Origin of the sequence: Collimonas sp. PA-H2, from assembly GCF_002564105.1 — a bacterium.
Lineage (GTDB): Bacteria > Pseudomonadota > Gammaproteobacteria > Burkholderiales > Burkholderiaceae_D > Collimonas.
In genome coordinates, this window is record NZ_PDBX01000001.1 from 4042419 (window position 1) to 4062210 (window position 19792).

Below are 19792 nucleotides of genomic sequence, written 5' to 3' on the forward strand. Positions count from 1 at the left end.
TACTGCCTTTGTTGCTACGGATTAATTATGTCATCTTCCAATGAGGGCTCCACCAAAGCCATCTTTTATGCCTTGGGGGCCAATGGCGGCATCGCGCTGGCGAAATTCGCCGCGGCCGTCTATACCGGCTCGGGGGCGATGCTGGCGGAAGCGATCCACTCGCTGGCCGACTGCACCAACCAGGTGTTCCTGCTGATCGGCCTGAAAGAAGCCAAGCGGCCGGCCAACGCCTCCCATCCCATGGGCTACGCGCGGGTAGTGTATTTCTGGGCGATGATGGTGGCCCTGTTGCTGTTTTTTGTCGGCGGCGCATTTTCAGTGATGGAAGGGGTCGAGCACCTGAAGCATCCGCAGCCGATCAGTACTCCCTGGATCGCGCTCGGCGTGCTGGGCGTGTCGGTGGTGCTGGAGGCTTTCTCCCTGCGCGGCGCGCTGGTGGAAATCCGCAAGATTGCGCAGGGCAAGCCTTTCATGCAATGGTTCCGCGAAACCCGGCAGTCGGAACTGATGGTGGTGGCAGGGGAGGATATCGCCGCGCTGGCCGGGCTGGCGCTGGCGTTTGCCGCGGTTTCCCTGACCGTGGTTACCGGCAATCCATTGTGGGACGCCTGCGGCACGATCGCGGTGGGCGTCTTGCTGATGATCGTCGCGGTGCTGGTGATCCGCGAGGTGAAGGCCATGGTCACCGGCGAGTCGGCAGCGCCGGAGGTGCATGCCGCGATCAAGGCATACATCGAAGCCGATGCCGACGTCGCCGGCGTGCGCAACCTGATTTCCATGCAGTGGGGCGAGCAAGTCATGGTTGCGGTGCAGGCCGTGATGCAGCCGCAGCCGTCCGCCGTGGCGCTGGTGGACGCCATCAACCGTATCGAAGCCGGCATCCAGCAGCGCTGGCCGCAGGTGCACTGGTGTTTTTTCGAGCCCGATCACGCGTCGCCGGCGCCGAGCGCGGCATCGGACATATAAAAAAATGCATGGCGGCATGATGAGTAAGCTAAAATTGTCACGTTGCCATCTCTCTGGAGATGTTTGTCATAAGCTTTGCCAGCCATACCGCCAAACGAAGACCATGATGTAGCAGCGCAATCTGCTTGCCCTGCCAGCCCGGGCGCAGCCGATACTCCATCCATTTGATCCACGGAGGATTGCCATGAATCAGCGTTTCCCATCGTTTCTTCGTTTTGTCCCGCTGGCCGTGATCGGCATGGCGGCGCTGTCAGCCCAGGCCGCCGAGACGTTCAGCGCACCTGCCGACGCCATTCCCAAAGCCGCCGCCACCACCAGCTTCAACAGCCTTTCCGCCGAAGACCGCAGGAAATTGCTGGCCGCGCCGGAAGGCGAGCAGCCGTCAAACGTCGGTACGGGCTTGAATCTGAAAGACGACCGTCACTGCGTCGCACTGCAGCAGCAAATCAGGCGCGCCCAGACTGCCGCGCCGGCAGCGCCGCCGGATTCTTTCCCGCCAGGCGCCGCGCGCAACGATCCGAGCCGGCCTTACCAGCAGAGCCGCGCCAATGTCGTGCAGTACGACGAGCGCAGCAAGCTGGAAGCGCGCTATCGCAGCGAATGTAATAAATAAAGCCGCTGCTGTAAGATGCGGAATCGGCGCAGGCTGCGCCTTGCGTGCACCGGCCACCTTTCATCACCGCCTTGTATCCAGACACCATGATCATTACTTCGCTGCTCGACACCGATCTGTATAAATTCACGATGATGCAGGTGGTCTTGCATCATTTCCCAGCGGCGGAAGTGGAGTATCGCTATAAATGCCGCAACCAGGGCGTCGACCTGCGGCCTTATGTCGATGAAATCCGCGACGAGATCGCCGGTCTGTGCCGTTTGCGTTTCCAGGAGCAGGAGCTGGCCTATCTCAGCAGCATGCGCTTCATCAAGAACGACTTTATCGATTTCCTCAGCCTGTTCCACCTGCAGCAGAAATACATCAGCGTGCAGCCGTCGGCGGCCGATAATGGCGAGATCGATATTACGGTCAAGGGCCCTTGGCTGCACACGATCTTGTTTGAAGTACCGGTGCTGGCGATCGTCAACGAAGTGTATTTCCGCGGCACGCAGACCACGCCGGATCATGCGGAAGGGCGCAGCCGCCTGCAAAGCAAGATGGCGCTGATCCGCGACAATCCAGTCATGGCCGGCTGCAAGGTGGCCGACTACGGCACGCGCCGGCGGTTTTCCCGCAGTTGGCACGAAGAAGTAGTGCAGACCCTGCAGCGCGATTTTTCCCAGCATCTGGTCGGCACCTCCAACGTTTATTTCGCTATGAAGTACGGCATGACGCCGCTCGGCACCATGGCCCACGAATACCTGCAGGCCTGCCAGTCGCTCGGCCCGCGGCTGCGCGATTCGCAGATCTACGGCTTTGAAATGTGGGCCAAGGAATACCGCGGCGATCTCGGCATTGCCTTGTCCGACGTCTACGGCATGGATGCCTTCCTGCGCGACTTCGACCTGTACTTCTGCAAGCTGTTCGACGGCGCCCGCCACGATTCCGGCGATCCCTTCGAATGGGGCGAGCGCCTGATCAAGCATTACCAGGACAACCGTGTAGATCCTTCGACCAAGACGCTGGTGTTTTCCGACAGCCTGGATTTCGCCAAGGTCAACGAGCTGTACCTGCGTTTCAAGGATCGCACGCGGGTCGCTTTCGGGGTCGGCACCAATCTGACCAACGATCTGGGCTATACGCCCTTGCAAATCGTCATGAAGATGGTACGGTGCAATGGCCAGCCGGTGGCCAAGCTGTCCGATACGCCGTCCAAGAACATGTGCGACGACCAGCCTTACCTGAACTACCTGCGCCAGGTTTTCGAGATCGCCGAGCCGGTCAAGGTGGCCGGGCAATAGTGTTTATTTGTTATTTATTCAACATTGGTTTCCGATTAAAATGGCCTGCGTTTTTTGTTCGTTCACCTTATCCGGAAGACTACATTGCATAAAAAAATACTTGCCGTCCTGATTGCCTGCCTACCCGTCGCGGCGCAGGCCGCTGAACTCGACGGCGCCCAGCTGTCCGCCTGGTGGGGCGTGCCGTTCATGGGCCTGCTGCTCTCGATTGCGCTTGGACCCTTGCTGGCGCCGGCTTTCTGGCACGATCATTTCGGCAAGATTACAGTGGCCTGGTCGCTGGCTTTCCTGATTCCCTGCGCGCTCGGCTTCGGCGTGCCGACCGCCGTCGCCGGCGTGGTGCATGCCTTCCTGGCCGAATATTTTCCCTTCATCATCCTGCTGACCGCCTTGTTCGTGGTGGCCGGCGGCATCTGCCTGCGCGGCCATTTGCGCGGCACGCCCGCCATGAATACCGGCCTGCTGGCGCTGGGCACTGTGCTGGCCAGCCTGATGGGCACCACCGGCGCCGCCATGCTGCTGATCCGGCCGGTGATCAACGCCAATGAAGACCGCAAGCACACGGTGCACATTGTCGTCTTCTTCATTTTCCTGGTAGCGAATGCCGGCGGCGCGCTGACGCCGCTGGGCGATCCGCCGCTGTTCCTGGGCTTCCTCAAGGGTGTGGATTTTTCCTGGACCTTCAAGAACATCTTCGGCCAGACCATGTTCATGTGGGGCACGCTGCTGGTGATTTTCTACCTGCTGGACAATTACTATTTCCACACCAAGGGCGAGCAGCTGCCGCCTAAACCGGACCCATTCACGCCCGGCGTCAGGCTGCATTTCGAAGGCAAGTTCAATTTTGTCCTGCTGGCGGTAGTGGTGGCGCTGGTGCTGATGAGCGGCTTCTGGAAGCCGGGCGTCAGCTATAACATCTACGGCACCGTGGTCGAGTTGCAGAACCTGCTGCGCGATGGCCTGCTGCTGGTGGTGATCCTGCTTTCGCTGTGGCTGACGCCGAAGATCGCCCGTGAAGGCAACGACTTCAGCTGGGGTCCCATCCTTGAAGTGGCCAAGCTGTTTGCCGGCATTTTCGTCACCATCGCACCGGTTATCGCCATGCTGCGGGCCGGCGAGCACGGCGCTTTCGGCATGGTGGTGCGCGCTGTCACCGGTTCCGACGGCCAGCCCAACAACGCCATGTATTTCTGGGCCACCGGCGTCCTCTCGTCCTTCCTCGACAATGCTCCGACCTACCTGGTGTTCTTCAATACCGCTTCCGGCGATGCGGTCGAACTGATGACCAGGCTGGCGGCGACGCTGGCGGCGATTTCCTGCGGCGCGGTGTTCATGGGCGCCAACAGTTATATCGGCAACGCGCCTAACCTGATGGTCAAGGCGATTGCGGAAGAGCGCGGCATCAAGATGCCATCCTTCTTCGGCTACATGGCATGGGCGTGCGTGGTGCTGCTGCCGCTGTTCGCGGTGATGACCTTGATATTTTTTTGATCACAACACAGCTGACTTCAAATGAAACCAAAGATACTGATGGCGCGGGCGGTGTTCCCGGAAGTAATTGCAAGAATGGAGCAGTACTTCGAGGTGGAAAGCAACCAGGAAGACCGCATCTTCAGCGCCGCCGAACTGGCTGAAAAGCTGCATGACAAGGACGGCGTGATCGCCACTGCCAGCGAACGCATCTCGGCCGAGTTGCTGCAGTCCAGCCCGCGCCTGAAGGCGGTCTGCAACCAGGCCGTCGGCTACAACAATATCGATGTGGCGGCGGCCACCAAGGCTGGCGTGATGGTCACCAATACGCCGGACGTGCTTAACGAAACCACCGCCGACTTCGGCTGGGCCTTGCTGATGGCGACCGCGCGCCGTGTCACCGAGGCCGAGCACTGGCTGCGCGCCGGCCACTGGAAGCAGTGGCGCTACGATAGCTTCCTGGGAGCGGACGTGCATGGCGCCACGCTGGGCATCATCGGCATGGGCCGCATCGGCCAGGCGATTGCGCGGCGTTCGATGGGCTTCGACATGCAGGTGCTGTACCACAACCGTTCGCGCCTGGCGCCTGAGCTCGAAGCGCGCGCCAACCAGGCGCGCTATGTCAGCAAGGAAGAACTGCTGGGCGCCGCCGACCACGTGATCCTGGTACTGCCGTATTCCAAGGACTCGCACCACACCATCGGCGGCGCCGAACTGGCCATGATGAAGCCGGGCGCGACCCTGGTCAACCTGGCGCGCGGCGGCATTGTCGACGACCTGGCGCTGATCGCCGCCTTGCGCGACAAGAAGATTGCCGCGGCCGGACTCGACGTGTTCGAGAACGAACCGGCGCTGCATCCCGATTTCCTGGGTTTGTCGAACGTGGTGCTGACGCCGCATATCGCCAGCGCTTCAGAGCCGACGCGGCGCGCGATGGCCGACTGCGCAGCGGACAACCTGCTGGCGGCCTTGCTGCCGGATAAGGATAGGATGTATCCGCCCAACCTGCTTAATCCCGAAGTGCTGGGCAAGGTGACGCTAGCCAAGCAATAAAGCAGTTGGTCAAAACAAAAAAGGCACGAGATGGATATCCATTTCGTGCCTTTAGCATTTCTTGCAGACCGGGGTTAGTCTTTCAAGCCTTCGACCAAGTCGATGTACTGCTGCTGCGCAGCTTCCTGGGGACTGCCTTTCAGCTCGTTCCAGGCATCCCATTTGGCGCGGCCGACAAAGTCGGTCATGCCTGGGCGTTCGCCTTGGACGTCGCCGCTGCTGCCTTGCTTGAACAGCGCGTACATCTTCAGCATAGTCATATTGTCAGGACGCTCGCTGAGTGTCTTGGAGTCGGCCTGGGCTTGTGCGAATTGGGCTTGGAGTGTCATAAGAATCTCGTCGGGATGAATGGGGAAAATCGGATCAGTCGGGAGTGACGGCGCCGACCACGGCGGAGCCGGCCTTGACGGTGCCTTCCACCACGGTAGAGGCAACGCTGACAGCTGCGCTGCCGACGCTGACGCCGGCGCTCACTGCGCTGCCGGCGACGCTCACCACGGTGCAGCCGCCCAGCAAAGGCGCGGCCAGCAGCAACGCTGCCATCCAGCGTGTCATTGGGGTGAAGTCAGGAAAACGGAAATGTTTCATCGGGTGGCAGCGTCAGGTTTCGGCAGGGCTTATACGCCCAGCAGTTCAACTTCAAAAATCAATGTGGCGTTTGGTGGAATCACGCCGCCGGCGCCGCGCGGGCCGTAACCCAGCGCTGCCGGAATGATCAGCTTGCGCACGCCGCCGATTTTCATGCCTTGCACGCCTTCATCCCAGCCCTTGATGACATGGCCGGCGCCCAGCGGAAACTCGAACGGGTCGTTGCGGTCCTTGCTGGAGTCGAACTTCTTGCCGGCGCTGCCGTCGGAATTCTGCAGCCAGCCGGTGTAATGCACGGTTACATGATTGCCGGCCTTTGCTTCAGCGCCATCGCCAACGGTGACTTCCTCGTACTGCAGGCCGGAAACGGTAGTGGTGGTCGACATGGGAATCCTCTTTTAAATTAGATAAAGTTGTAAAATGATTAAATATTTGCGGATTGCTTCACCCGCAAAAAATAACCGGGCGCTGTCGAAGCGCCTGTGGTTCGTCAGGTAGTGCAGTGTAAACGAAAATCCGTCTGGCAAGCGGTGTCCGCAGGCAATCTAGTGGGATACATCGCTATGGCGGTAAAGTCATTTAAATCTATAGGTGTCATTCATGCGCGGTAAAATGCTTGTTTTTGCTTCTCAGAGTTTAGTCATGTCCGTTTTTGTACGTCGTTCCATGGTCGCCGCTTGCGGTTTGTTGACAGCATTTTCCACTTTCGCGGCAACACCACCGGCCGCTGCTCCGCAAGCTTCGGCCGCCGGCAATACGGTAGTCATCCTGAATTCGCGCGACGCTACCATCACTTTGCTGGACCAGGCGACCTACAAGGAAATCGGTACATTTCCGGTTGGCAAGGAACCGCACCACCTGATGCCGACGCCGGACAACAAATCGCTGATCGTGGCTGCGGCCACTGGCAATTCGCTGCTGTTCCTTGACCCGAAAAGCGGCCAGATCCAGAGCCAGGTGAAAGACATCGTCGATCCTTACCAGATCGGCTTTTCGCCCAACCAGAAATGGTTCATCGCCAACGGCCTGCGCCTCGACCGCATCGATATCTACGGTTACGACGGCAAGAACCTGAAGATTGCAAAACGCCTGCCGCTGCCGTCCATGCCTAGCCATATGGCGTTCACGGCGGACAGTTCGCTGGCCTTCATCAGCCTGCAGGGCAGCGATGAGCTGGCGGCGGTCGACCTCGCCACCCAGAAAGTCAAATGGACCATGCCGGTTGGCAAGCAGCCGGCCGGCGTCTACATGACGCCCGACAACAAATACCTGCTGGTGGGCGTGATGGGTAGCGACTATGTCGCCGTGATCGACTGGCGCACCCAGAAAATCGTCAAGAAGATCAAGACCGGCGACGGCGCCCACAACTTTCGTCCGCAGGGCGACAACCGCCATATTTTCGTTTCCAACCGTGTCGCCGGCACTATCAATGTGCTGGATTTGAGCACGCTGGAAAGCGTCGGCAGCATCAGCGTCCCGGGCGGTCCGGACTGCATGGAAATCACGGCCGACGGCAAGACCATGTGGGTCACCCAGCGCTGGGTCAAGAAGGTGTCGGTGGTCGACCTGGCGACGCGCAAGGTGATCAAGTCGATCCCGGTGGGCCGTTCACCGCACGGCATCTATTTCAATAACCGCGCTTCGGAACTGTGATGCGTCTCCTGTCCCTGGTCAAACCCGGCCTGGCCGCCACGGCGGTGCTGGCGGCCGGTTTGGCGCTGGCGCAGCCGGCGACGCCACAGCAGGCTTGCAGCGCCGGCACCATCTACCTGACCTTCGATACCGGCAGCCAGTCGCAAGCCCAGTACATCGCCCAGACCCTGCGCAAGCATCACATCAAGGCTACGTTTTTCATGGCCAATGAAAAGACCGTGAATGGCGATTACACCTTGGATCCGTCTTGGGCGCCGTTCTGGAAGTCGCTGGTGGCCGACGGCCACGCATTCGGCAGCCATACCTTCGACCATGTCTACGCCAAGCGCGACCTGCCTGAAGGCAAGATCGAAGTGAAACCGCAATTCGGCGCCAATGCCGGCAAGCTGGTGGCCTGGAGTCCGCAGCAATACTGCGACGAGATCAAGCGCGTCGACCAGCGTTTCTACGAACTGACCGGCAGCCATGTCGATCATTTCTGGCGTACGCCGGGCGGCCACACTACGCCGCATACGCTGGCGGCAGGGGGGGCTTGCGGCTACAAGCATGTGGCCTGGGCCGACGCCGGTTTTTCCGGCGACGAACTGCCGAGCGAAAAATGGCCGAACCAGATGCTGCTGGAGCGCACCCTGAAGAATCTGCGCGACGGCGATATCGTGATGGCGCATCTGGGCATCTGGTCGCGCAAGGATCCATGGGCGCCGGCGGTGCTGGAACCCCTGATCAGCGGCCTGGAGAAAAAGGGTTTTTGTTTTGCCACCCTGCGCGACAACCCGGAGTACCTGCCGGGACAGGCGGATAAGCTGCATCGCCGCGGACTGAACGGCAAAGGGTAGTTACAAATCATGATCGATACCTTGATAAACTGGTTTGCCACGGTCCAGGCTTGGCTGTTTGAGACCGTGGTGCAGCCGCTCATGTTCCATGCCGGCTTCAGCGAATACCTGGAAGATGCCTTCGACGGCACCGAATGGTTCCTGATCGGCGTCTGCGAGCTGATCCTGCTGTTCCTCATCCTGCGACCGCTGGAAGCATGGATCCCGGTCCATGCCTTCAACGACAAGCGGGCGCGCTGGATCGATTTCCTCTATACCGTGCTGTACCGCCTGGGCGCCTTCTCGGTGCTGGTGTTTTTCATGATCGATCCCTTGATGGCCAAGGCCACCGAGCTGCTGCACCTGGAAGGGATCAATCCTTTCAACCTGGAAAACCTGCTGCCCGGAATCAGCGACAAGCCGCTGGTCACCTTCCTGCTCTATCTGCTGGTGCTGGACCTGTGCGAATACTGCTACCACCGCGCGCAGCATAGTCTCGGCTGGCTGTGGGGCTTGCACAGCCTGCATCACAGCCAGCAGAACATGAACCTGTGGAGCGACGACCGCAATCATCTGCTCGACGGCGTAATCCATGACGTCGTCATGGCGCTGGTGGCGCTGGCCATCGGCGTCGAGCCGGCGCAGTATGTGCTGCTGGTGTCGATCACGCGCATGCTGCAAAGCCTGCAGCATGCCAATGTGCGTATCCATTTCGGCCGGCTGGGCGATGCGCTGCTGGTGTCGCCGCGCTTTCACCGCTGGCACCACGCCATCGGCATCGGCCACGAAAGCAAGGGCCAGGGCACGCTGGGCGGGCATAATTTCGGCGTACTTTTTTCGTTCTGGGATATCTTGTTTCGCAGCGCCTATTTCGGCAAGAGCTTCGAGCATACCGGCATCCGCGACCAGCTTGCCACGGCCAGCAGGCCGGCGCGCGACTATGGCAGCGGTTTCTGGTCGCAGCAATGGCTGGGCCTGAAGCGCATGGTTGAGTTTTCCAGAAAGAGGTCACGCTGATGCGCCCGGTACTGGTTGCCTTCGGCCGGGCGCTGTTGTCACAGCTGCATTACCGCATGCTGATGCTGACCTTGCTGCCGTTCGTGTTGTCGGTGCTGCTGTGGGGCCTGGCCCTGTGGTGGGGTTTGCAGCCGATGATCGATTGGCTGCAAAAGAATTATTTTGCCGGCAACGACGGCCTCGGCATCGCCAACTACATCCCGGCCTGGCTTGGCTTGGGCGTGCTCAAGACCGTCATCATTCCCTGGCTGGCGCTGTGGGCCTTGCTGCCGCTGATGATACTGACTGCCTTGTTGTTTGTTGGCGCTTTCGCTTTGCCGGCGACGGCGCGCCATATCGGCCATCGCCATTTCGCCGCTCTCGAAATGCGCAAGGGCGGTTCGCTGCTCGGCAGCATCTGGATCTCCTTGTCAGCCTTCGTCGTTTTCTGCGTACTGTGGCTGCTGACCTTGCCCTTGTGGCTGATCCCGCCGTTCGCTTTCCTGATCCCGCTGGTGCTGTGGGGCTGGCTGACTTACCGCGTGTTCGCCTATGAAGCGCTGGCTGCGCATGCCGACAAGGATGAGTTGCGGGCGATCTTGAAAATCCACCGCTGGCCCTTGCTGCTGATCGGCATCATCACCGGCGCCCTCGGTGCCGCGCCTACCATGCTGTGGCTGGGCGGCGCGCTGTGGCTGGTGGTGTTTCCCTTGCTGGCGGCCGGCTCGATCTGGCTGTACGTGCTGGTATTCGTATTCACCGGCCTCTGGTTTGAGTATTATTGCCTGGCCGCACTGGCGAAATATCGGGCAGCGTCCGAGGCTGCTATCATTATGGCTAAACGCGATGACGGGCAGGCGATCCATCAACTGTCCGACACCTCGCAGCGTTAAAGGTTTTTGTCATAATTTCATCTATCCCCAGGGATCCCCATGGCAATCGGACTTATCATCATCGGCGACGAAATCCTGTCAGGCAGGCGAGTCGATAAACACTTTCCGAAAATACTGGAAATGCTGACGGCGCGCGGTTTGACGCTGAGCTGGGCCGAATACATAGGGGACGATCCGGAGCGCATCACCGCCACCCTGAAACGCACGCTGGACAGCGACGATATCGTATTCTGCACCGGCGGCATCGGCGCCACTCCGGACGACCACACCCGCCAATGCGCCGCTGCCGCGCTGGGCGTGCCGCTGGTATTGCATCCCGAAGCGCGCGAAAAAATCCGTGAGCGCATCGCCGATACCGCGCGCGATGCCGGCGCCACGCTGGATTACGATACGCCCGACAACCTGCACCGGCTGAAGATGGGTGAATTCCCGCAGGGCGCCGATATCATTCCTAATCCTTTTAACAAGATCCCGGGCTTCACCGTCCGTCACCAGGGCGCCGGCGCGCATCATTTCGCCCCGGGCTTTCCGGTGATGGCCTGGCCTATGTTCGAATGGGTCCTGGATACCTATTACGCCGACCAGTTTCATAAAAATCCGCAGCTGGAGCAATCGGTGCTAGTGTTCGAAGCCATGGAGTCGACGCTGACGCCGCTGATGGAAGCGATTGAAGCGGAGTTTCCCCTGGTGAAAGTATTCAGCCTGCCGCATGTGGGCGAGGGCGGCGTGCGCCGCCACATCGATCTCGGCGTCAAGGGCGAGCCGGTGCAGAGCGCTGCGGCGTTCGCCAAGATGCTGGCCGGACTCGACCAGCTGAAAGCCGAATACCGTCCCGCTTAAGCTTAAGTTACCCGGTAAATCACTTTTCAATTTTTCTTCATATAAACCACTGCGTAAAGCCGTTAGCGATTAACGGCGATCTGCACCCATCTGATTGATAATCACATGTTCGGATTTCTTTTCAAGCGCACAGAGCGTGCCGCGCCCCAGCCCGCAGTTGCTCCTCAGGCCGCGCTGCGCGCGGAAGCCAAGCAGGTTTCGGATCAGGCCCGGCAGCAAGCGCTGCAGCAGGCGCAAGCCTTGAGCGATGAGGCTGCCGCGCTGGCCTTCATCCTGCAATCGACGTTTGCCGATGCCCGTCTGGCGGCGGCGCAGCTGGTGCAGTCGCCGCCGGCGCTGGAGCAAGTGCTGCAAGCCTGCCGCAACACCGATCGGCGCGTCGCCAAACTGATGCAGGCACGGCTGGACAGCGTGCGCCAGCAGCAAGCTATCGCCGGCAAGGCGGCTGCCTGCATCGCTCAGGCCCAGCGCTTGCAGCAAGAGCGGCAGCTGATGCCGAACCAGGTGGCCGAGCTGGACCGCAGCTGGGAAGGCAAGGATGTGCCGTCCGATTTGCAGCAGCAATTCACACAGTTGCGGGCCGCGCTGGCCGAGCGCCTGAGCGCGCAAGCGGTGTTGCAGCACGATGCCATCGGTTTGCTGAACCAGGTGCGCGCCATGCATCTGCAAGCCAAGACCGGCTTGACCGACACCTCCCCGGCGGCGCTGGATGTGCTGGAAGCGCAGATGGCAAGTTGTGTCAGCCATTCTGAAGCCTTGACCTTGCCGCGCCACCTGGCGAGCGATTTTGCCCAGGAAGCGCAAGCCCTGCGCAAGCTGCTGCAGGATCTGCAACAACATCAAGCGGCGCTGCAGGCGCGCAATGAACTGCTGTCTAATTGGGAAGCTGCGACTGACACGCTGCAGCCGGAAGCCTTGAAAAGCGCATGGTCCGCCTTGCCCAGATTGCCGGCGGCGTTGCTGGACGATGGCCTGGAGCAGCGTTACCAGGGATTGCTGAAACAACATGCCCCTGTCATCCCGCAAAAGACCCGGCCAGAAGCGACAGCGGCGGAGAGCGGCGAGCGTCCGCCCATCGCGGAAGCCCTGGATGGCCTGGAAAAGGCGCTGGAAGACGGCGCGCTGCAGCACGCGGTGGATTTCGACAAAGCGCTGCGCGCGATGGATTTCAAGCAGCACAAGCCGAGCGCTACCCAGGCCGGCCGCCTGGCGCAAGCCCGCAGCGAACTGACACGGCTGCAAGGCTGGGCGCGCTGGGGCGGCAACGTCTCGCGCGAAGAGTTGACCAAGGCAGCGCTGGAACTGCCGGCGCAGGAGTTGGCGCCGGCGGAACTGGCAAAGAAGATCGGCAGCTTGCGGGCGCGCTGGAAGTCGCTGGATGTCAGCTCCGGTTCGGCGCCCAAGGCTTTGTGGGAAGGTTTCGACGCTGCCTGCACCGCCGCCTATGCGCCGGTGGCTGCGCATTTCCAGCAGCAGGCTGAACAGCGCCAGGCCAACCAGGTCAACGCCCGCGCCTTGATCGACGAGGTCCAGCAGTATGCGCAAAGCGCGCTGGCGACCGATGCCGCAGGCGCAGCGCCGGACTGGAAAATCATTGCCCAGTTCTGCCAGCAAAAGCAGCAGGCCTGGAAAACCCTGGGACCGATCAACCGCAGCGAGAAGAAATCGCTTGACAGTGCTTTTACCGCCGCGCTGCAAAGCTTGCAGGGGCCGCTGGCGGAGCAGCAAGCGATCGAAGTCGGCCGCCGCGAAAAACTGATCACCGAAGCCGCGCAGTTGCCAGCCAACCAGCGCGACACAGCGGATCGCGTGAAGGAATTGCAGGCGCGCTGGCAGGAGCAGGCCAAGGCCTTGCCATTGCCGCGCCAGGAAGAGCAGGAACTGTGGCTGCGTTTCCGCAGCGCCTGCGACGCCATCTTTGCCCAGCGCAAGGAAGCGGCCTCCAGCGCCGATGCCGAGCGGCGCGACAATCTGCGGCTGCGTGAAGAGCAATGCGCAGCGCTGGAAGCCGCCGTGGCCGAGCCTGCGGCCGGATTGGCGAAAATATTGCAGCAGGCTCAGCAAGACTGGAACCGCGGCGGCCAGGTGCCGCGTGCGGCCGAGGCGCAAATCGATGCACGCTTCCAGGCCGCCGTGGCGGCAGCGCAGGCGATACTCGAACAGAGCCGGCGCCAGGCTGCCCTGGCGCAAGCCGATGCCTTGCGCGGCAAGCTGGCCCTGTGCCAGAAAATTGAAACGGCAATCGCCGCCAGCGGCGCCAATGAAAGCCGTAGCGAGTCCGACTGGCGCGGCGAGTGGCAAGCACTGCCGGCGCTGGCTCCGGCATTTGAAAAAATCATCGCTGCCCGCTTTGAACGTGCCGTACAAAATGGCAGCGGCTACGCTGCCAGGCTGGAAGCCGGCCGCCCGCTACTGCAGCAGGAGTTGCTGCGCGCCGAAATCATGGCCGGCTGCGACAGTCCGCCAGCGCTGTCGCGCGAGCGTCTGCAGCTGCAGGTGGAAGTCTTGCAAGCTTCGCTCAAGGCCGGCGGCGCCGCGAAAAATATCGAGCAGCAGCTGTTGCATATCTGCGACTTGCCGGCTGTGATGGACGATGCCGCGCTGCTGCGTCTGCTGAAACTGGTCGCCCTGGCCAAAGCGTGATGCCTGCCCGGATCGCACAATGCGTCCGGACAAAAAAATACCCCGGCGATCCGGGGTAAGTAACGATACCAGCGTTGCAGGTACCGAGGAGAGCGAAGCCGGCACGCGTTAGCGCGCCGGCAAAGAAGAATTACTTCTTGGCAGTACGGGCAACGCTCTTGGTAGCAGCTTGCGACAGTTGGTCGACTGCGTTGTTGACGTTGGTTTCCAGTGTTTCGACAGCTTGCTTGGTGCTCTTGGCAAACTGTTCGTAACCGGCGTTGGCGCTGCCGATTGCCGATTTGACGAAAGCAACTGCGCCTTCTGCGCCAGGAGGAACCGATTTCGACGCTTGGTCAACGAATTCGATGACTTTACGCTTGGTTTCCGCAACCTGGGCTTCAGCAGCCTTGGTCAGTTCAGCTTGTGTGCTGGAAGCGATGCTGGCGAAATGACGACCGTAGGCGATGGCTTTTTCAGTGTTTGGCTGGGCCAGCGCTGCGCTCAGCGAGAAAAATTCCTGTGGGTCTTTAGCCGCAAACAGTTTCTGGGTAGTAGCGTTCGAATCTTCCAGCGAAGCCTTGGCAGCGTTCAGGTTGAGGTCGATCAGTTTTTCCACGCCGGCAAATGCCTTGTTGGTGAAATCGGTGAACAGCGCCAGATTAGCTTCGAAATTGGCTTTGGTAGCGGCTGAAAATTGTTCTGCAACGGTAGACATGGCTTCTCCTAGGATTCGATACGGTAAAAAAACGAAATTGGTAGGGCAACTAAGGGTGGCTAATCGCTAGCCGTTGATTACGTCTGCCAGTACGTTTAATACGCATTGTGCGACGCAACAATTCGATTGTAAATTATTCTGAAATCGTGTCAAGTGAATTTTTGTGCACTGCAATATAAACTTAAGATCATTTAAGACTAAGCTTATGAAAAGCGCTTGTTTAAGCCGTTTTTGCTTGTTTATTTATCATGTCAGCTGTTAAATTTACCAGTAATGCCTGTCACATTTACCAGTGTTAGACTGTTGTTTTATTGCACCTCGTCAGGCCTGCCTTGAAAGCCTTCTACAGCGATCATTTTGTCTTGCCTCTGCCGGCCGGCCATCGCTTCCCCATGCAGAAATACCGGCTGATCCACGAGGGCGCTCTGGCGACCATCGCCGGCATCGACTTCCATGAAGCGCCCAGCACCAGCGACGGCGTGCTGGCGCTGGCGCATCATCCGCGCTACATCGCCGAGGTCAGCAGCGGTACTCTGGCGGACAGCGTGCAGAAAGCCATCGGTTTTCCCTGGACGCCGCAGATGGTGGAGCGCTCCCGGCGTTCCGCCGGCGCCACCATCGCCGCCTGCCGCGCAGCGCTGGCCGGGCCGGAACCGGTCGCGGTCAACCTGGCGGGCGGCACCCATCACGCCTTTGCCGACCAAGGCGCCGGCTTCTGCGTATTCAACGATGCCGCCATCGCTGCCAGGCTGATGCAGGCGGAACGGCGAGTGCAGCGGGTTGTGATCGTCGACCTGGATGTCCATCAGGGCAACGGCACGGCGTCTATCCTGGCGCGCGACGACTCGATCTTTACCCTTTCGCTGCATGGCGCCCACAACTATCCCTTCAGCAAAGAGCAGAGCGATCTCGATGTCGCGCTGGAGGATGGCACCGGAGACGAGGCATACCTGGATGCCTTGCAGGGCGCGCTGGCAACCATGCTGGCGCGCTTTTCGCCGCAGCTGATCATTTTCCTGGCCGGCGCCGATCCGCACGAGGGCGACCGGCTGGGGCGGCTGAAGCTCAGCTTCGACGGCCTGGCCCGGCGCGACGCCATGGTGCTGGAGACCGCCGGCCGTCTGTCGATACCGGTGGCGATCAGCATGGCCGGCGGCTACGGCAAGAATATACAAGACACGGTAGCGGTACACCTGCAAACTATCGCGCTGGCGGCAAGTTTTGCCAAAGACCTCGCTTTGCGGCACCCGGCTGCGGCGCCGCTCACCCAACCCGGATAATTCCATGTCTTTAGCCAGTTCCTCGCCGGCGGCGCCTGCCGCCCATCCTTTGCTCGCGGCCATGCCGATGGTGTTCGTGGTGCTGTGGAGCACCGGTTTCATCGTCGCCAAGTTCGGTTTGCCGTATGCGCCGCCGCTAACGTTCTTGCTGCTGCGCTTCGGCGGCGTGCTGCTGGTGCTGCTGCCATTGGTGCTGCTGATGCGCGCTCCCTGGCCGCGCGGAAAAATCGCGCATATCGCGTTCGCGGGGATCTTGCTGCAAGGCGGCTACCTGGCGGGCGTCTGGTGCGCCATCAAGCTGGGCATGCCGGCCGGTCTGTCGGCGCTGATCGTCGGCATGCAGCCTATCCTGACGGCGTTTGCCGCGCCCTTGATCGGCGAATCGGTCAGGCCGCGCCAATGGCTGGGCCTGGTGCTGGGGATTTGCGGAGTGGGGCTGGTGGTAGCCGCCAAGATCACCCTGGTCGGCCTGTCCTGGACCAGCATCGGTTTATGTTTGATGGCGCTGCTGTCGATGACGGCTGGCACCCTGTACCAGAAGCGCCACTGTCCGCATTTCGATCTGCGCAGCGGCACCGTCATCCAGTTTGCCGCCTCGATCGTGGTATTGCTGCCATTTGCCATGTTCTTTGAGCACCTGACGCCGGCGCTGGACACGGTGCAATGGACGGCGCGCTTCATCGGCGCCTTGCTGTGGTCGATCTTCGCCTTGTCGATCGGCGCCATCTTCCTGCTGTTCGCCCTGATACGCAAGAGCGCGGCCACCAGCGTCACCAGCTTGCTCTACCTGACGCCGCCCACCACGGCGCTGATGGCCTGGCTGATGTTCGGCGAAGTCTTCAACATGCTGGGCATCGCCGGCATGGTGGTGGCGATACTGGGTGTGGTCTTTGTCATGAAAAAATAAGCACGGCCATCAGACCGGCAGCAGCATCACCAGCTTCAGCTCAGGCCGGGTGGCAACCCGCAGGTTAACCTGGCGGTAAGCCAACTGGCCCAGCGTCGGGTGGGTGAAGCGGCGTTCGCCGCCTTCCTTTTCCACCACATCGTGCAGGTTCCAGGCGCGCTGGAACGCCGCGCTGGCGCTGCTCAGGCGCGTCACCAGCTGAGCAATTTCCGGTTCGTCCAGATACATGCCGCAATCGGCGCGGAACTCTGCCGCCAGGCGGCTGGCGCGCTGCTCCCAATCGCTGATCAGGAGCGCCGCCTGCGGTGCGCAGTAGGTATATTCGAGCAGGTTCCTGCGGCTGTCTTTCTGGTCCAGCCAGCCGACGAACAAGGTCTTGGCGGCGCGGTTCCAGGCAACCGCGTTCCAGTGGCGGTCGAGCAGATAGGCCGGCGTCTTGATGCTGCCGGTGACGGCCAGGATTTCATCGGGGATGTCCTCGGCCTGCGGATCCTGCGCCTGCGGATCTTTTTTGCCGGACAGTTCAAACAGATAAGCGCGCTTGGCGCGTGACAAGTGCAAGGCTTCGGCGATCCTGGCCAGTGCCGCTGCCGAAACCGAGACGGTGCGTCCCTGTTCGATCCAGGTGTACCAGGTGACGCTGATATCGCACAGCTGCGCTACTTCTTCGCGCCGCAGGCCGGGCGTGCGGCGGCGGCTGCTGCCGCCCAGCCGCAGTTCGGTTGCCGAGAGCTGAGTGCGCTGGGTCTTGATGAATTCGCCCATTGCCTTGCGTTTGCCTGCTTCATCCATGGCGCGGTTTATCCTGTTGGTGGAGGTAATAGTATAAACACTAGACTTGTAACAGGATAAGAAATAATTACACTGGTGACTCGCCTAAAGCCCTGGGCGCAGAATCCAAGCTGCGGCCAGGGTTCGGGTTTGTATGAACGCCCGTTACCTATTTCTGAGGAGAAGCTTGTGAGCACTGTACGTAACCACGACAAGGTAGTGTCGGAACAATTCGGCAGCACCGCCGCCGCCTACCTGAGCAGCACCGTCCACGCCCAGGGCGCCGATCTGCAGCAGCTGGCGGCTTACGCCCAGCAATTCCGCCAGGGCAAGGCGCTGGACGTCGGCTGCGGCGCCGGCCACGCGGCGTTCGCCATGGCGCCGCATATCGGCGCCGTGATCGCCTACGACCTGGCGGCGGAAATGCTGGAAGTGGTGCAGGGCGCCGCCGCCGAGCGCGGCCTGAGCAACCTGCATGTGCAGCAGGGCAGCGCAGACCAGTTGCCATTTGCCGATGCTTCTTTCGAGCTGGTCTGCACCCGCTACAGCGCGCATCACTGGAAAGACTTGCCGCGGGCGCTGGCCGAGATGGCGCGGGTATTGAAGCCGGGCGGCAAATGCATCGTGATCGATACGGCGTCGCCGGAAGATATCCTGAGCGATACCTATTTGCAGTCGATAGAGCTGTTGCGCGACACCTCGCACGTGCGTAACCGCAGCGTCCCGGCCTGGCGCCAGTTGCTGGCCGACGCCGGCCTGCGGCCGGCTGCCGAGCAGAGCTGGAAGCTGCCGTTGCAGTTCGATACCTGGGTCGCCCGCATGCGCACCCCGCCGGAGCGGGTGGCCGCAATCAAGTCCTTGTGGGACAGCGCGCCGTCGGAAGTGTCGGCTTACTTCGACCTGCAGCAGGATTATTCATTTAATATCGATGCAGCCCTTATAGAATGTTACAAATAGTCCTATGCTAAAGGAAATGTCTGGCCGTCGAGTTGCGGTAAAATCTAGCTCGCAAATCGTCTTCCAGACATCGAAAGTCGTTTAATTTAGTGCGCTAACTATCTAATTCTCTTGCGATTTTTCTGGTATTTGCCTACACTGCCACAAAGTTATAGATCGTCGCATATTGGAGCCGCAAATGGGCAAATCCGCGTTAATTGTTTTTTTGTCATTTTTCCTCGTGCTCGCGATCGCGCCCGCTGCTCCTGCTTCTGCCCAAACCAGTCAGTCCACTGCCAAGAAATCCGCGAAAAAAGCCGCGGCTGGCAAGGCTGCAACTTCCTCCCACAAGAAAGCTGTCGCCAAGGCCGGCTCCAGAAAACACACCGTGATTGCCGCCCGCGGCCGCAGCAGCAGCGTGGCTTCGCTCAACAAGAACGAAAAGCTGGTGAAGAAAGTGGTGATGGTGCATGGCCGCCGCAAAGTGACATACCAGCGCGTGGCGTTTGCGCCGGTGGTGCCGGCCTTGCCGCCGGTGTTGTCGGCTGGCGAACAAGCCGGCCTCAACCTGACGCGCGATCCGCTGGAACTGAAATCCAGCGTGGCGCTGGTGCTGGACCAGAATAGCTCGGAAGTGCTGCTGGATAAGAATTCGCAAATCGCATTGCCGATCGCCTCGCTGACCAAGCTGATGACCAGCATGGTGGTGGTCGAATCGAAGCAGGACATGAACGAAGTGCTGGCTGTCACCGATGACGACATCGACCGCGAAAAGCACAGCGGCTCGCGCCTGCGTGTCGGTTCGCAGTTGAGCCGGTCCGACATGCTGCACATCGCCCTGATGAGTTCCGAGAACCGCGCCGCATCCGCGCTGGGCCGCAATTATCCGGGCGGCCTGCAAGCCTTTGTGCTGGCCATGAACGCCAAGGCCAAGGCGCTCGGCATGACTGAAACCCATTATGTCGACTCAACCGGCCTGTCGCACCTGAACGTCGCCAGCGCCCGCGATTTGTCACGCCTGGTGATGGCCGCCTATCAGCACCCGATCATCCGCCAATATTCAACCGATTCGAAATACGTGGTGGAGCCAGGCGGCCGTCCGCTGCAATATTCCACATCCAATCATCTGGTCGAAAATCCTGAGTGGCAGATCGGTTTGCAAAAGACCGGCTACATCAATGAAGCGGGGCGCTGCATGGTCATGCAGACCACCATCGAAGGCCGCCAGATCGTCATGGTGTTCCTCGATTCGCGCGGCAAGTATTCGCGCCAAGCTGACGCTGACCGTGTCCGCAAATGGCTGGCAGATTCGCATCCGGCTACTTTGACACGAGTGAAGATCGCCGACGGCCAAAGCTGAATCTGATTATTCGCCGGCCATGGCCGGA

The 19792-nt window shown here is 60.6% G+C and carries 20 protein-coding genes; 15 read left to right on the top strand and 5 right to left on the bottom strand.

Going from position 1 to position 19792, the window contains the following annotated elements; genetic code table 11:
* The first annotated feature begins 27 nt into the window (after positions 1–27).
* The 5 genes from BCF11_RS18575 (at position 28) to BCF11_RS18595 (ending at position 5385) form a co-directional block, all read left to right on the top strand.
* Entirely contained in the window at positions 28–966 is a 939-nt protein-coding gene (locus BCF11_RS18575; RefSeq protein ID WP_098496060.1) for a cation diffusion facilitator family transporter, read from the top strand.
* A gap of 184 nt (positions 967–1150) precedes the next feature.
* Positions 1151–1579 carry a hypothetical protein gene (locus tag BCF11_RS18580; RefSeq protein WP_098496061.1) on the top strand — a complete coding sequence of 143 codons (429 nt, stop codon included), beginning with the start codon at positions 1151–1153 and terminating at the stop codon, positions 1577–1579.
* An 86-nt stretch (positions 1580–1665) separates the two neighbouring features.
* Positions 1666–2862, top strand: coding sequence for a nicotinate phosphoribosyltransferase (gene pncB, locus BCF11_RS18585; RefSeq protein WP_098496062.1), 1197 nt, complete (start codon positions 1666–1668; stop codon positions 2860–2862).
* A gap of 84 nt (positions 2863–2946) precedes the next feature.
* A complete protein-coding gene (locus tag BCF11_RS18590) occupies positions 2947–4353 on the top strand; it encodes a sodium:proton antiporter (protein ID WP_098496063.1) in 1407 nt (468 codons plus the stop codon).
* A gap of 21 nt (positions 4354–4374) precedes the next feature.
* Positions 4375–5385 (top strand): D-glycerate dehydrogenase, encoded by a 1011-nt coding sequence (locus BCF11_RS18595; RefSeq protein WP_098496064.1) that lies wholly within the window; start codon positions 4375–4377, stop codon positions 5383–5385.
* A gap of 74 nt (positions 5386–5459) precedes the next feature.
* On the opposite strand, the gene BCF11_RS18600 is transcribed toward BCF11_RS18595, so the two are convergent.
* The 3 genes from BCF11_RS18600 to BCF11_RS18610 are packed head-to-tail and all read right to left on the bottom strand — an operon-like array spanning position 5460 to position 6359.
* The gene (locus BCF11_RS18600) at positions 5460–5714 is read right to left on the bottom strand and encodes an acyl-CoA-binding protein (RefSeq protein ID WP_098496065.1); all 255 of its coding nucleotides are present in this window, start codon (positions 5712–5714) and stop codon (positions 5460–5462) included.
* Between the two features lie 34 nt (positions 5715–5748).
* Positions 5749–5973, bottom strand: coding sequence for a hypothetical protein (locus tag BCF11_RS18605; RefSeq protein ID WP_233212537.1), 225 nt, complete (start codon positions 5971–5973; stop codon positions 5749–5751).
* Positions 5974–6002: 29 nt separating this feature from the next.
* Complete coding sequence (locus tag BCF11_RS18610) at positions 6003–6359, bottom strand: FKBP-type peptidyl-prolyl cis-trans isomerase (protein WP_098496066.1); 357 nt, start codon at positions 6357–6359, stop codon at positions 6003–6005.
* A gap of 256 nt (positions 6360–6615) precedes the next feature.
* Between BCF11_RS18610 and BCF11_RS18615 the strand changes: the two genes are divergently transcribed.
* The 6 genes from BCF11_RS18615 (at position 6616) to BCF11_RS18640 (ending at position 13813) form a co-directional block, all read left to right on the top strand.
* Positions 6616–7626 carry a YncE family protein gene (locus BCF11_RS18615; protein ID WP_233212538.1) on the top strand — a complete coding sequence of 337 codons (1011 nt, stop codon included), beginning with the start codon at positions 6616–6618 and terminating at the stop codon, positions 7624–7626.
* Positions 7626–8462, top strand: a complete 837-nt coding sequence (locus BCF11_RS18620) for a polysaccharide deacetylase family protein (RefSeq protein ID WP_098496068.1) — start codon at positions 7626–7628, stop codon at positions 8460–8462. The genes BCF11_RS18615 and BCF11_RS18620 overlap by 1 nt, the downstream gene beginning before the upstream one ends.
* A 9-nt stretch (positions 8463–8471) precedes the next feature.
* A complete protein-coding gene (locus tag BCF11_RS18625; RefSeq protein WP_098496069.1) occupies positions 8472–9458 on the top strand; it encodes a sterol desaturase family protein in 987 nt (328 codons plus the stop codon).
* Complete coding sequence (locus BCF11_RS18630; RefSeq protein ID WP_098496070.1) at positions 9458–10330, top strand: EI24 domain-containing protein; 873 nt, start codon at positions 9458–9460, stop codon at positions 10328–10330. The genes BCF11_RS18625 and BCF11_RS18630 overlap by 1 nt, the downstream gene beginning before the upstream one ends.
* A 39-nt stretch (positions 10331–10369) precedes the next feature.
* On the top strand, positions 10370–11170 hold the full coding sequence (locus BCF11_RS18635) for a competence/damage-inducible protein A (protein ID WP_098496071.1): 801 nt from the start codon (positions 10370–10372) through the stop codon (positions 11168–11170).
* Between the two features lie 105 nt (positions 11171–11275).
* Positions 11276–13813, top strand: coding sequence for a DUF349 domain-containing protein (locus tag BCF11_RS18640; RefSeq protein WP_098496072.1), 2538 nt, complete (start codon positions 11276–11278; stop codon positions 13811–13813).
* A gap of 130 nt (positions 13814–13943) precedes the next feature.
* On the opposite strand, the gene BCF11_RS18645 is transcribed toward BCF11_RS18640, so the two are convergent.
* Positions 13944–14510: a phasin family protein gene (locus BCF11_RS18645; protein ID WP_098496073.1), complete on the bottom strand. Its 567-nt coding sequence runs from the start codon at positions 14508–14510 to the stop codon at positions 13944–13946.
* A gap of 332 nt (positions 14511–14842) precedes the next feature.
* Between BCF11_RS18645 and BCF11_RS18650 the strand changes: the two genes are divergently transcribed.
* Complete coding sequence (locus tag BCF11_RS18650; RefSeq protein WP_098496074.1) at positions 14843–15790, top strand: histone deacetylase; 948 nt, start codon at positions 14843–14845, stop codon at positions 15788–15790.
* Positions 15791–15794: 4 nt separating this feature from the next.
* Positions 15795–16697 carry a DMT family transporter gene (locus tag BCF11_RS18655; protein ID WP_098496075.1) on the top strand — a complete coding sequence of 301 codons (903 nt, stop codon included), beginning with the start codon at positions 15795–15797 and terminating at the stop codon, positions 16695–16697.
* A gap of 9 nt (positions 16698–16706) precedes the next feature.
* On the opposite strand, the gene BCF11_RS18660 is transcribed toward BCF11_RS18655, so the two are convergent.
* Positions 16707–17489 carry a helix-turn-helix transcriptional regulator gene (locus tag BCF11_RS18660; protein WP_098496076.1) on the bottom strand — a complete coding sequence of 261 codons (783 nt, stop codon included), beginning with the start codon at positions 17487–17489 and terminating at the stop codon, positions 16707–16709.
* A 168-nt stretch (positions 17490–17657) separates the two neighbouring features.
* Between BCF11_RS18660 and BCF11_RS18665 the strand changes: the two genes are divergently transcribed.
* Together BCF11_RS18665 and pbpG are read left to right on the top strand one after the other, a co-directional pair.
* Positions 17658–18425, top strand: coding sequence for a class I SAM-dependent methyltransferase (locus tag BCF11_RS18665; RefSeq protein WP_098496077.1), 768 nt, complete (start codon positions 17658–17660; stop codon positions 18423–18425).
* A 178-nt stretch (positions 18426–18603) separates the two neighbouring features.
* Positions 18604–19764 (top strand): D-alanyl-D-alanine endopeptidase, encoded by a 1161-nt coding sequence (gene pbpG, locus BCF11_RS18670; protein ID WP_098496078.1) that lies wholly within the window; start codon positions 18604–18606, stop codon positions 19762–19764.
* Positions 19765–19792 lie beyond the last annotated feature (28 nt).